Origin of the sequence: Aquimarina sp. Aq107 (genome assembly GCF_943733665.1) — a bacterium.
Classification (GTDB): domain Bacteria; phylum Bacteroidota; class Bacteroidia; order Flavobacteriales; family Flavobacteriaceae; genus Aquimarina.
In genome coordinates this window covers 815,040-828,939 of sequence record NZ_OX030782.1, presented here as the reverse complement: position 1 = coordinate 828,939, position 13,900 = coordinate 815,040, and the positions used below count along the sequence as shown (strand labels likewise).

Annotated in this window: 7 protein-coding genes; 5 read left to right on the top strand and 2 right to left on the bottom strand. The window is 33.1% G+C overall.

Annotated features, from left to right (window positions below; all coding sequences use genetic code 11):
- Positions 1–11: 11 nt before the first annotated feature.
- Positions 12–3,446 (bottom strand): methylmalonyl-CoA mutase family protein, encoded by a 3,435-nt coding sequence (locus NMK29_RS03245; protein ID WP_108801559.1) that lies wholly within the window; start codon positions 3,444–3,446, stop codon positions 12–14.
- Positions 3,447–3,718: 272 nt separating this feature from the next.
- Between NMK29_RS03245 and NMK29_RS03240 the strand changes: the two genes are divergently transcribed.
- On the top strand, positions 3,719–6,331 hold the full coding sequence (locus NMK29_RS03240) for a zinc-dependent metalloprotease (RefSeq protein WP_108801558.1): 2,613 nt from the start codon (positions 3,719–3,721) through the stop codon (positions 6,329–6,331).
- 202 nt (positions 6,332–6,533) lie between these two features.
- Entirely contained in the window at positions 6,534–7,388 is an 855-nt protein-coding gene (gene purU, locus NMK29_RS03235) for a formyltetrahydrofolate deformylase (RefSeq protein ID WP_108801557.1), read from the top strand.
- On the opposite strand, the gene NMK29_RS03230 is transcribed toward purU, so the two are convergent.
- The gene (locus NMK29_RS03230) at positions 7,383–8,339 is read right to left on the bottom strand and encodes an MBL fold metallo-hydrolase (RefSeq protein ID WP_108801556.1); all 957 of its coding nucleotides are present in this window, start codon (positions 8,337–8,339) and stop codon (positions 7,383–7,385) included. The two genes, purU and NMK29_RS03230, sit on opposite strands and share 6 nt — an antisense overlap.
- A gap of 36 nt (positions 8,340–8,375) precedes the next feature.
- On the opposite strand from NMK29_RS03230, the gene NMK29_RS03225 reads away from it, so the two are divergent.
- From NMK29_RS03225 to NMK29_RS03215, 3 genes are all read left to right on the top strand, one after another.
- Positions 8,376–9,095 carry a DUF4197 domain-containing protein gene (locus NMK29_RS03225; RefSeq protein ID WP_108801555.1) on the top strand — a complete coding sequence of 240 codons (720 nt, stop codon included), beginning with the start codon at positions 8,376–8,378 and terminating at the stop codon, positions 9,093–9,095.
- Positions 9,096–9,374: 279 nt separating this feature from the next.
- Entirely contained in the window at positions 9,375–12,389 is a 3,015-nt protein-coding gene (locus NMK29_RS03220) for a TonB-dependent receptor (protein ID WP_108801554.1), read from the top strand.
- A gap of 45 nt (positions 12,390–12,434) precedes the next feature.
- A complete protein-coding gene (locus NMK29_RS03215; protein ID WP_108801553.1) occupies positions 12,435–13,796 on the top strand; it encodes a RagB/SusD family nutrient uptake outer membrane protein in 1,362 nt (453 codons plus the stop codon).
- Positions 13,797–13,900: the final 104 nt, after the last annotated feature.

Below are 13,900 nucleotides of genomic sequence, written 5' to 3'. Positions count from 1 at the left end.
AAATACTTCAATTACATATTTCTACGATATTGCCCACCCACTTCAAATAATGAAGAAGTAATTTGGCCTAAAGAACATTTCTTACATACTTCCATTAATGCTTCAAAAATGTTCTGATTACTAACAGCTCTTTCTTGCAAATCTTTTAACAATTCAGAAGTTTCGTTTATATTTCCTTTCTGTAATTCATTTAACATCGTAATTTGATACTGCTTTTCTTCTTCAGTAGCTCGAATTACTTCTCCTGGAGTTACCGTTGGAGATCCTTTAGAACTTAAGAATGTATTAACGCCGATGATTGGAAACTCTCCGTTATGTTTTAAGGTTTCGTAATACAAACTTTCTTCTTGTATTTTACTGCGTTGATACATGGTCTCCATAGCTCCTAATACACCGCCTCGTTCTGTAATTCTATCAAACTCTGTAAGTACAGCCTCTTCTACCAAATCAGTTAATTCTTCGATAATAAAAGATCCTTGAATTGGGTTTTCATTTTTAGCAAGTCCTAGTTCTTTATTAATAATCAACTGTATTGCCATAGCACGTCTTACAGACTCTTCTGTTGGTGTAGTAATAGCTTCATCATAAGCATTAGTATGTAATGAATTACAATTGTCATAGATTGCATACAATGCTTGCAACGTGGTACGAATATCATTAAAGTCTATTTCCTGAGCATGTAGTGAACGACCAGATGTTTGAATATGATACTTAAGCATCTGTGCTCTAGCATTAGCACCATACTTGTTTTTTAAGGCTTTCGCCCAAATTTTACGGGCTACTCTACCAATTACAGCATATTCGGGATCGATACCATTAGAGAAGAAAAAAGATAAGTTTGGTCCAAACTTATTAATATCCATTCCTCTACTTAGATAATATTCTACATACGTAAATCCGTTAGCCAGTGTCAATGCCAATTGTGTAATTGGATTGGCTCCTGCCTCTGCGATATGATATCCAGAAATCGAAACTGAATAAAAATTACGTACTTGTTTTTCTATAAAATATTCTTGCACATCTCCCATTAATCGTAGAGCGAATTCTGTTGAGAATATACAAGTATTCTGAGCCTGATCTTCTTTAAGAATATCTGCTTGCACAGTACCACGCACTGTATTAAGTGTGGTAGCCTTGATCTCTGCATATATATCTGCCGGTAGTACTTGATCTCCGGTTACACCAAGTAGCATAAGACCTAATCCATCATTTCCTTCTGGAAGATCTCCTTGATACGCAGGGCGCTCAACTCCTTTTTCTTTATAAATCTTCTTTATTTTAGCCTCAACCTCAGCTTCAAGATTATTTTCTTTGATATACTTCTCGCAGTTTTGATCAATTGCTGCGTTCATAAAAAATCCTAATAACATTGGAGCTGGTCCATTAATGGTCATACTTACAGATGTCATAGCATGAGTAAGATCAAAACCAGAATATAGTTTTTTAGCATCATCAAGACAACAAATAGAAACTCCAGCATTCCCAATTTTACCATAAATATCAGGTCTATGATCTGGATCATTTCCGTATAGTGTTACAGAATCAAAAGCAGTAGATAACCGTTTTGCCGGCATCCCTAAACTAACATAATGAAAACGTCTATTCGTTCTTTCTGGACCACCTTCTCCTGCAAACATACGGGTAGGATCTTCTCCTGTACGTTTAAAAGGATACAACCCGGACGCAAAAGGAAACTCTCCAGGAACATTCTCTTGTAGACACCATTTTAGAATATCACCCCAAGCTTCATACTTAGGCAAAGCTACTTTAGGAATTTGACTATGTGATAAAGACTCGGTATGTGTTTCTATTTTGATCTCTTTATCCCTAACCTTAAAAGAATAAATTGGATCTTTATACTTCTGAACCTTTGCAGCCCAACCTGTTATCGTCTCCCAATTATGAGGGTCGAGATTTAATTTAACTCGATCAAATTCTGCTAATAAAAGTCTTAAAAAGTCTTCATTTTCATCATTCTTTACTTTTCTAAGCTGTTCTTCCTCAATACCATTTTTAGATAGATCTACGAAATTTAGGTTAGCTACACTGCATATCGTTTTATAAATTCCATATAATTTCTGAGCTACTTCTACCTGAGTACTAGCCGTTTTATCATATGCCCTATTATTTTCAGAGATCTCTGATAAATATCTGGTTCTACTTGGAGGAATTACAAATATTTTTTCAGACATTTCCTTAGAAATATGAAAATCTGATTTTAAATCTGCACCTGTTTTCTCCACCACCTTATCCATAATCGCTTTATAAAGCGTATTCATTCCTGGATCATTAAACTGCGAAGCTATAGTTCCGTATACTGGTAAATCATCTTGTGGAGTATCCCATAGCTGATGATTACGCATATACTGTTTTTTAACATCTCTTAAAGCATCAAGCGAACCTCTTTTATCAAATTTATTAATAGCAACTAAATCCGCAAAATCCAGCATATCTATTTTTTCCAACTGAGTAGCGGCTCCAAACTCTGGAGTCATAACGTATAATGAAGTATCACTATGCTCTAGAATTTCTGTATCTGATTGTCCAATACCTGAAGTCTCTAAGATGATAAGATCAAATTCTGCTGCTTTTAAAACTTCGATAGCTTCTGCCACATATTTGGATAATGCTAAATTAGATTGTCTTGTTGCTAATGAACGCATATATACTCTAGGCGAATTTATTGCATTCATCCGAATACGATCTCCTAATAAAGCTCCTCCGGTTTTACGTTTAGATGGATCCACAGAAATCAATCCAATTGTTTTATTAGGAAAATCAATTAAGAAACGTCGAACTAATTCATCTACAAGAGAGGATTTTCCGGCTCCTCCAGTTCCAGTAATACCCAGAACAGGTGTTTTTGATGTTTTATTTTTTTCGTGTATTTGATCTAAGGTGTCTTTTGCAACTTCAGGAAAATTTTCTACCGAAGAAATCACACGAGCAATCGCACCAATTTCTTTATCTGCTAAATGCGCTCCTTCTCCATTTAAATTATCTCCAATAGGATAATCAGATTGTTGCACTAGATCATTAATCATACCCTGCAACCCCAATTCTCTTCCATCATCAGGAGAATAAATCCTTGTAATTCCGTAATCCATTAACTCACTAATCTCCTCTGGTAAGATTACTCCACCTCCGCCTCCAAATATTTTAATGTGCGAAGCTCCTTTTTCTTTAAGTAAATCATACATATACTTAAAGTATTCATTATGCCCACCTTGATAAGAGGTCATTGCAATAGCATTGGCATCTTCTTGAATTGCACAATTTACTACTTCCTCAACACTTCTATCATGTCCTAAATGTATGACTTCGACTCCGGTTGACTGAATAATACGACGCATAATATTTATCGCCGCGTCATGACCATCAAATAATGATGCTGCAGTTACAATTCTAACTTTATTCTTGGGCTTATAGGGTGCAATTTGTTCCATTGACAATAAAAAGTATTTTAATAGGTGCTAATTTACGAAATACGCATCAAAAACCGATATTTTTTTAGAATTATATAATTTCAATAACTCTAATTATCGTTTTATTATTTATAGTTCAAATTTACGTTTATTATTTTTCAATTCCTGTAACAAAGTGACATTCCATAAGTCAAATAGTACTTAAGAAAGTGTTAACACTATTGTTAAAGATTTTCTAACTATATATGGAAAATTATATCTTCCAAAATTATTGAAAACAAATACATTTTAAAATGAAAATTACATCATCAAAAAACAAATTATTACTCTTATCATTTGCATTTGTTTTGGGATTAGGGATCCAAAACATGGAAGCGCAACGTAAGAAAAAGAAAAAATCCAAAAAAGGGAAAACGGAGCAAGTAGATACAGCTAAGAAAGATTCCAAAGAAAAATCGATTGAAGAACTTACTAAGAAAAGTGAAAAAATAGAAGGATTGTTTACCATCTATAGAGATACTATTGATGGAACTACCAAAATGGTGATTAAAAAAGACCAAATTGGAAAAGAGTTTATTTATTTCAGTCAAATTTCTGATGGAGTACTAGAAGCTGGTGCTTTTAGAGGTTCATACAGGGATAATAAAGTTTTTAAAATCGAAAAACATTATAATAAAATTGAGTTTATCACTCAAAATGCTTCTTATTATTTTGACGAAAACAGTGCTTTATCAAAATCAGCTAATGCAAATATTAGCGAAGGAATTATGGCAAGTTTAAAAATTGAAGCTTTGGACGAAGAAAAAGGATTATATCTAATAAAATCAGACGATCTATTTCTTAAAGAGACTTTTGAGCAAATAAAAATGCCAAACTTTCCAGGACAATCACCTTTTGCTTTTAAGTTAGGTTCACTTAGCAAGGAAAAAACTAAGATTAAATCAATCAAAAATTATCCGAAAAATTTAAATATAAATAGTCATTACGTGTATTCTAAATCTAATATACTAAATGGAGGTTCTAATGCAGTAACAGACGGTAGAAATGTAACGATTAAAGTAGAGCACAGTCTTATTGCAATGCCAGAAAATGATTATAAACCAAGATTTGATGATCCAAGAATTGGTTATTTCTTTACACAGGTGACTGATATGACTTCTGCAAGTTCAACACCTTATAGGGATTTGGTACATCGTTGGAACTTAGTAAAAAAAGATCCAAGTTTAGCAATTTCCGAACCAGTACAGCCAATTGTTTGGTGGATGGAAAACTCTACACCAGTAGAATTTAGAGAAACCATTAAAGAAGCTGTTTTAGAATGGAACAAAGCTTTTGAAAAAGCAGGTTTTAAAAATGCAATGGTTGTAAAATTACAACCTGATGATGCAACATGGGATGCTGGAGATATTAGATATAATGTACTGAGATGGACATCTTCTCCAATACCGCCTTTTGGTGGATATGGACCAAGTTTTGTAAACCCAAGAACAGGTGAAATTTTAGGTGCAGATATTATGTTAGAGTATGTATATCATACAAATCGTGTAAAATATGATCGATTGTTTAACCTAGCTGTAAGCGATCAAGATGAGGATAATAATTATCCAACTATGATCAAGGATAAACATACATATTGCTCATATGGTCATATCATGCAGGAAAACTCTTTATTTGGTCAAGCTGCTCTTATTGCCTATGGAGCAAATGACAATGAAATGGAAGGTATGAAAATGGAAGCTATGAAGGAATTAGTAATGCACGAAGTTGGTCATACTTTAGGATTAAATCATAACATGAAAGCAAGTCAGTTGTTCTCTCCAGAAGAATTAAATAATCCAGAGTTTATTAAAGACAAATGTCTTACAGGATCAGTTATGGATTATACTGCAATTAATGTTACAAATGACAAATCAAATCAAGGACAATATTTTTCTACGACAGTTGGACCCTATGATAAATGGGCTATACAATATGGATACACTCCAGTAAGCTCTGATAAAGAGCTGGAAAAAATCGCTAGTCAATCTACAAAACCTGAACTGATTTTCGGGAATGATGCAGATGATATGCGCTCTCCAGGAAAGGCAATAGATCCAAGAGTAATGATTGGTGATATGTCTAATGATCAAATAAAATATTCTATCAACAGAATGGAATTAGTGAATAATATGATGGGCGAAATCAAACTGAAGTTTAGTAAAAAAGGCGAGTCTTATCAAGAGCTGAGACAAGCTTATTATATCCTAAGTGGTCAGTATGCTCAAGCAGGAAATGTTATTTCAAGATTCATTGGTGGTGTATATGTAGATAGAAGTATGGTAGGACAAGACACAAATGCCAAACCTTTTACACCCGTTAGTTATGAAGATCAAAAAAGAGCAATGAATGCTTTAAAAAAGTATGTGTTTGCACCAGATGCATATAAGACTCCAAATGATCTTTATAATTATATTGCTATGCAACGAAGAGGGTACAACTTCTTCGGAGGTCCAGAAGACCCTAAAATTCATGATCTTACACTTGGGTTTCAAAAAAGAGTACTAGATCATATTTTACACCCTAATACTTTACAAAGAATTACCGATTCTGAATTATATGGTAATGAATATAAATTATCAGAGTTTATGACAGATCTAAATAATGCTATTTTTCAAGCAGATGCTGCAAGTTCTGTAAATACTTTTAGACAGAATTTACAATTAGAATATACCAAAAGGCTCATCCAAGTTATTTCGATGAATAATGCTAGAGGCCCTAAATACACTTATGCATCGAAATCAATGGCATTATATAATCTAAAACGAATTAGATCAATGGTTTCTAACGGTACTGGAGACAAACTATCTAAAGCACATAAAGACCATATAAGAACTTTAATTAATAATGTAGTAGAGGATATTAAATAACAGACATTACATATCATTGTATTAAGAGAAGGTTGATTTTTATAAAAATCAACCTTTTTTTATTATAGATAATTTAGAAAAAACAGGCATATTTTTTTAATTCATCAAAAACGATTCGAATAGGTCACGTTCGTAAGCAATTATTACAACTTAAATAGTAAGTTTATATTCCAAAAATTAGAATTTTCAATCTAATCACTACATGAAAAAAACAACCTTACTCATTAACTGTCCGGATAAAAAAGGGATCATAGCTACGGTAACTAATTTTATCTTATCAAAAAAAGGAAACACAGTCTATATCGAACAACATGTTGATAGAGAATTAGGAGAATTCTTTATGAGATTAGAATGTGAATTTGATCAAGATGAAGAGAAACTAGCTTTATTTAAAGAGTCTTTTAATAAAGAAGTAGCCTATAATTACAATATGCACTGGGAAATGTATAATGCTGAGAAAAAACCTAAAATGGCACTTTTTGTTTCTAAGTATGACCATTGTTTATACGATATTCTAGGAAGACACGCTTCTGGTGAGCTTCTGGTAAAAATTCCAATCATCATAAGTAATCATTTAGATCTAAAACCAATAGCAGATAATTTTAAAATCCCTTTTAAGCATATTCCTGTTAACAAATCTAACAAACAACAAGCCGAAGCAGAACAAATAGCATTACTAAAAGAACTTAAAGTTGATTTCATTGTTTTAGCCAGATATATGCAGATCTTATCTGAAAATTTTGTGGATCAATTTCCCAATAAAATAATCAATATTCATCATTCTTTTTTACCTGCTTTTCCTGGTGCCAAACCTTACCATTCTGCTTATGAACGCGGTGTAAAAATAATCGGAGCTACAAGTCATTATGTAACTTCTGATCTCGATGAAGGACCTATAATTGAGCAAGAAGTGGTTAGGGTATCACATATCCATAATGTACAAGACTTTATTTTAAAAGGACGAGATCTTGAAAAAATAGTTTTATCCAGAGCTATAAAACATCATATAGAAAGAAAAGTATTGGTATACAATAACAAAACTGTTATTTTTTCATAACTCAAACATGTCATTAGTGTTTGCAAACCTGTACCCTTCTTTTTCTAACTGAATTCTTTCTTTGTTACTAGGATCCATTAAAGGATTAGAATGATTAAAGTGAATAAAAATAATCTTTGATTTAACTTCTTTAGATTCATTTTTAAATAATTCGATACTCTCTTGAATAAAAGGATGCGGAACCTCTGCCATAGGTCTAGGTATTTCTCCTTCTTTAAAAAAAGTAGCATCTATGAAAGCATAATCCACTTTTTTCACTTCATCTACAATTTTCTTTTCCCATAAAGTCCATTTATTAATATCAGGAATAAATAATCCAGACTTAGATTTTCCATCAATTCTATACCCAACTGTTTCAGAAAATTCATCTCGGTGCGGCACAAGGAATGGTGTTATTTTAATATTTTCTGTCAAGTCTACCGATACTTCATGTTCTAATGGACGTAGTACAATGTTTTGTAAATCCACTAATTGCGACCAAGGACCATTGTTTTCCAAAAATAATTTCATTTTAGGCATTGTAAAAACCTGAATGTCTTTTGATCCCATTGCCTCTCTACCAAAATACATAAGCCCAGTATAATGACCAATGTGAGCGTGGGTTAGAAATACACCATCAATAATGGGAGCTTTATTTAGATGTATTGCGTCTAACATAGCCAGTTGTTTAGGTAAATCTGGTGTAGCTTCTATCAAAAACTTTTTTCTCTCTTTTTGATCTACAATTCCTAAACAAACAACAAGTTCTTTGCTAATATCACCTTGGGCAACACCTACGAATTCGTCTGTATTATTAATATGCGGATACCCTCCATCTTGGGCAATTCCCAAAATAGTTATGTATTGTTTTGGATCATTAGGCCCAAAAGATCTCCCTTTCATCGAATCTTCACTATTTTTGCAAGAAAGAATTGAAATAGATAGTATGAAAAAAATTAACTTTGAATTCATATAAAATCATTACAATCTCAAATCTAATAAGAAATTATGAAAAGAATTTTTTTACTGTTAGTTATATTTCAACTTTCAAGTTGTGCAGAACTACAACAAGTAATAGAGAGCCTTCCTCAAGAAACTACAGGAGCAATTGGTCTTAGCAATATTGACATAGGGAATGGTTTAAGAGAAGCTTTAGACAAAGGAATCGATAAACAAGTAACTAAACTTACCCAAAAAGATGGTTTTTTCAGAAATGAGTTAGTTAAAATTGTATTACCAGAAGAATTAAAAAAGGTAGATAAGACATTAAGAGATATTGGTCTTGATAATCTAGCAGATGAAGGTTTAAAAGTTCTTAACCGAGCTGCCGAAGATGCTGTACAAGAAGCAACTCCAATTTTTGTAAATGCAGTAAAACAAATTACATTTAATGATGCCAAACAGATATTACTAGGTAACCAAGATGCTGCCACGCAATACCTAAAAGGTACTACTAAATCTGCATTGTATTCTAAATTTAATCCTGTTATTAAGAACTCTTTGTCTAAGGTAGGAGCTGATCAAGTTTGGTCAAACATTATTAATAAATACAATACGATTCCTTTTACTAGTAACGTAAACCCGGATCTTACAGACTATGTTACTAGCGAAGCTTTAGAAGGTGTATATACTATGATTGCTGTAGAAGAAGGAGAAATTAGAAATAAACTTAGTTCTAGGACAACAGATTTATTACGTAAGGTATTTGCCCTACAAGACGGAAAATAATAAAAGTAAGAAAGAATAGACTTACAATCCATACACTTTATCTAACCTAGTGTTGGTTTTAACGATTTTTTATTTTTTCACAAAAACTCATTTTTTTGTACTTTTTTTTACCATAACAATACATAATATTTGTTTTAATTAAGAATAATAAAATTTACTTCTTGTTGCAGATAAAATATTCTTAAAAAAAAACAGCTATTTTCAGTAGCACATATCATTGTAGGGGTGTTTTTATTACGGGATTAGCGTAGTTTTGGGCCCGATTTTAAAACGCCCTCAATGAAAAACTTAATCAAACTTAGCATAGCTATGGCTATGTTAGTATGCTCTGGACTTGCCCAAGCCCAAGAGAAAACAATTACTGGAACGGTTATCGACCCATCCGGAATTCCACTTCCCGGAACAAACATTTTAGTAAAAAAGACGAACAATGGAGTTCAAACCGACTTTGATGGAAATTATTCTATTGAAGCTACTACTGGTGATATCCTTATATTTTCTTATGTAGGTTTCGAAACTCAGGAAGTAACTATCACAGGATCTACCGTGATAAACGTTACGCTAAAAGATAATGTAGAAGGATTAGATCAGGTTGTTCTAATAGGATATGGTAGTTCTTCTAAAAAAGAGATTACAACCAGTGTCTCAAGCATAAGAGCCGGTGAAATTGCAGATATAAACACTCCAAGTGTTCAATCGTTAATGACTAGTAAAGTTACTGGTGTGCAGATAACTCAGCTTTCTGGAAGGGTAGAATCCGGAATTAAAGTTAGAATTAGGGGTATCTCTACAGTTGGTGCTTCTCAAGAACCGTTATATGTTTTAGATGGAGTACCATTGATTAATGATGACGAGTCTATAAACAATTCTCCAATAAATCCTTTAATTGGACTGAATCCTAACGATATAGATTCTATTGATTTCTTAAAAGATGCATCTGCAGCTGCAATATATGGTGCCAGAGGAACTAATGGAGTTATTATCATTACTACTAAAAAAGGTAAAGCAGAAAAAACTAAAGTCACCTTAAACACAGCATCAGGATGGAATTTTGCTACTAACAAAAGAGAATATTTAGATGCTGAACAATATGTAGAATTTTATACTGAAGCTGCTCTTAATGGAGGACTTTCTTTAAATGAAATTGAAACCAAATTTGATCAATTATCTTTAGGGAGCGATTGGAGAAACAATGAAGTGGATACAGATTGGCAAGATCTTGCTTTGGTAGAAGGTATTACTCAGGATATAGATCTATCAGCTTCTGGTGGAAGCGAAAAAATCACCTATTTCGTTTCTACATCCTATAACAAGACAGAAGGTATTATATTAGGAAATGAGTTAGACAGATATACCTTAAGAGGTAAAGTTGATGCAGCTATTACTGAAAAATCAAAAGCAGGAGTAAACATCAATATCTCTAAAGTTACAATAGACAGGTTATCTAATGACAATGCATTTATATCACCACTTCAATCTATAGGTCAATCTCCTTTAACACCTGCTTTGTTAGAAGATGGAACTGCCAATGTAGATGGTAATTCTACACTGTTTCAAAATTTTCTAGGACAAGAACAAACAGGAAGATTTGTTACTGATATCTGGAGAACCACCGCTAATATGTATGGTGATTTTTATATTAATGATTATTTAAGACTTAAATCCGAAGTTGGTTATGATGCTAATAACCAGAATGCTGAACGATTCTCTGGAAGTTTAACTGAATTTGCTTCGGCAGGTGGAGTTGGTACCGTTAGCAATGCAATCACAGAAAGGTATATCTTAACAAATTACCTGACTTATAAACGTACGTTTGGCGATGCAGTAGATTTTTCTGCTACGTTAGGAGGAAGTTTTGAAGAAACCAATCGTAAAAGTCAATTTACAATAGGACAAGGATTTCCTTCGGATGATTTACAAACGTTGGATAATGCAGTATTAATAACGAACGGAGGTTCTAACAAAACCAAATACAACTTCTTATCATATTTTGCCAGATCGCGTTTTTCTATTGCCGAAAAATATCTATTCAATCTAAGTATTCGTAGAGATGGTTCTTCTCGATTTGGTCAGGACTCACAATTTGGATGGTTTCCGGCTGCTTCTGCCGCTTGGATAGTTAGTAATGAGAGGTTTTTAAGTAATTCTTATTTTTTAAGTAATTTAAAATTAAGAGGAAGTTGGGGTATTACAGGAAATGCAGAAATTGGAGATTTTGCTAGTAAAGATCTTTATGGTGTAACTACGTATAATGAAAGACTTGGTGTTTCACCAATTCAATTAGGAGATAATGAATTACGTTGGGAAAAGACAACGCAGTATGACTTAGGAGTAAATTTCGGTTTGTTTAATGGTACAATTTCTGGAGAATTTGATTACTATAATAAAACCACCAATGATTTATTATTCAATCAACCATTACCAGGTACTTCTGGTTTTACCTCTATTGTTAGAAACATTGGAGAGATTGTTAATAAAGGATTCGAAGTAAGTCTTAATGCAAGAATCATCTCTAAGCCTTCATTTACTTGGAACGTAAGTACACTATTTACTCAAAACAAGAATGAGGTAACAGATCTACCAAGCGGTGATATCATCGATGGAGTAAATATTATACGAAAAGGTGAAACTATTTCTTCTTTCTATCTATATGAGTATGCGGGTGTTGACCCTTCTAATGGAGATGCTTTATTTTATACCAATACATTAAATGCAGATGGCTCTTTAGACAAAACAACTACAGATAGTGTGTCTAAAGCAAGTAAAATCGTAGTAGGAAGTCCGTTTCCTGAGTATCAGATCGGGTTTACAAATACTTTAAAGGTAAACGATTTTGATTTTCAATTCACTTTTCAAGGAGAATTCGGAGCTTCCATTTTTGATCAAGCCGGTAAATTCTCTTCTGGTAATGGTAAATTCTTTGATAACCAAACCATTGATCAATTAGATAGATGGCAAAATCCTGGTGATATTACCAATGTTCCACAAGCCAGATTAAATCAAGAGAATGGACAAGCGGATTCTACTCGCTACCTGGACGAAGCCGACTTTATAAGACTTAGAAACATTACGTTGGGATATACAATTAATCCTATTTTCTCTAAAAGATTTTTCTTAGAAAAAGTAAGGTTCTATTTCAGTGGTGTAAACTTACTTACTATTACTGATTACGATGGATATGATCCTGAATCTACAGCAGATTTTAATGGAAACTCAGGAGTAAGAACAGGTACCTCTTTTTATTCCGCACCACCAGCAAAAACATATTCACTAGGTATAAATATTGAGTTTTAAAAAACAGGTTTTTAAAATTTAGTACTAACCTAAAAGCCAAAAAAAATGAAAACATACATAAAAATTATACTAATCTTTACTCTTACAATTGCAAACATCGGTTGTGAGAACAGACTAGACACTGACCCGGATCAATCATTAACAACAGATGACGCGTTCGATACTCCCGAGAAAGTAAGCAACATTCTTATTGGAGCATATGCACAAGCAGGACAAGCGGCTAGTTATGGCGGTCAACTATATACAATCGCCGAATTGCTAGGAAATGATCAAGAATTAAAATGGAACGGAACATTTTCTGATCCTGGAGAGTTTAACAACAAGGTGATCAACACTAATAATACGTTTGTCGCTAACTTATGGTTAAATGGATATGATATCAGTAATCAAGCTAATATTGTCTTAGACAACCTAGATGTTTTTGAAAATCTGGATAGTAAAAATTCAGTAGAAGGTCAAGCTAAGTTTTTAAGAGCAGTAACCTATTTTGATTTATTACGTTTTTTCTCTAAACATAATAACAACAGACTAAATGACGGCGAACTGGGCGTACCTATTATAAGAACGCCAGTAATCCAATATGAGGATATTACTTATCCATCTAGAAATACAATTGGGGAAGTATATGATTTCATCATCAATGATCTAGAAGATGCGATTGTATTATTACCTGAAACCAATGGTGTTTTTGCATCTGTAAATGCTGCTAAATCCTTATTAGCAAGAATCCATTTACAGATTGGTAATTATGAACAAGCTAGAGATTTATCTAATGAAGTAATACAATCAGGGCGATTCGTTCTAACCGAAACTCTTGATGATGCCTATAATAATGATGATAACTCTACTGAAGACATCTTCGCTTGGCAAGTAACAGATTCTGATGGTGCCAATAGCATGAATACATTTTGGGCTACGGACAGATTCGGCGGAAGACCTGGAAATCCAGATATCTCTATCGAAGATGCATTTTTTGGAATATTTGATGACTTCAATGATCTAAGAGCTGGTTACTTTTATGTAGATTCAGAAACAGGATCCGGAATAGCATCTTATAAATGGATATTCGGAAACTCTAACATTCCATTTATCAGATTACCAGAAATGCATTTAATACGTGCCGAATCTAATTTTGTCCTTAGTACAGCAGTTGGAGCGGATCCAACAAGTGATGTAAATCTAGTACGTACTAGATCAAATGCTTTTGCGCTAACAGATGTAGCTTATGTAGATATTATATTAGAGAGACTACGTGAATTATCTTTTGAAGGACACAAATTACATGATTTTAAAAGATTAGAAGTTTCTATAGGAGCATTACCATTTGATGATGATAGATTAGTGTTACCAATACCACAAAGAGAAAGAAATGTAAATCCTAATCTAGAACAAAACGACGGATACTAAACACAATAAATTATTTGATTAGCCATAAAAAAGGATAGTGTACATGCAATTGCACTATCCTTTTTTAATATTGTATTAAACAAACTTAACGTAGTCTTAAGAAT

Bases quoted from the DNA above. Each gene is read 5' to 3' on its own strand.
- purU (WP_108801557.1), top strand. From the start codon at position 6,534: ATGAAAAAAACAACCTTACTCATTAACTGTCCGGATAAAAAAGGGATC.
- NMK29_RS03220 (WP_108801554.1), top strand. From the start codon at position 9,375: ATGAAAAACTTAATCAAACTTAGCATAGCTATGGCTATGTTAGTATGC.
- NMK29_RS03240 (WP_108801558.1), top strand. From the start codon at position 3,719: ATGAAAATTACATCATCAAAAAACAAATTATTACTCTTATCATTTGCA.
- NMK29_RS03215 (WP_108801553.1), top strand. From the start codon at position 12,435: ATGAAAACATACATAAAAATTATACTAATCTTTACTCTTACAATTGCA.
- NMK29_RS03230 (WP_108801556.1), bottom strand. From the start codon at position 8,339: ATGAATTCAAAGTTAATTTTTTTCATACTATCTATTTCAATTCTTTCT.
- NMK29_RS03245 (WP_108801559.1), bottom strand. From the start codon at position 3,446: ATGGAACAAATTGCACCCTATAAGCCCAAGAATAAAGTTAGAATTGTA.
- NMK29_RS03225 (WP_108801555.1), top strand. From the start codon at position 8,376: ATGAAAAGAATTTTTTTACTGTTAGTTATATTTCAACTTTCAAGTTGT.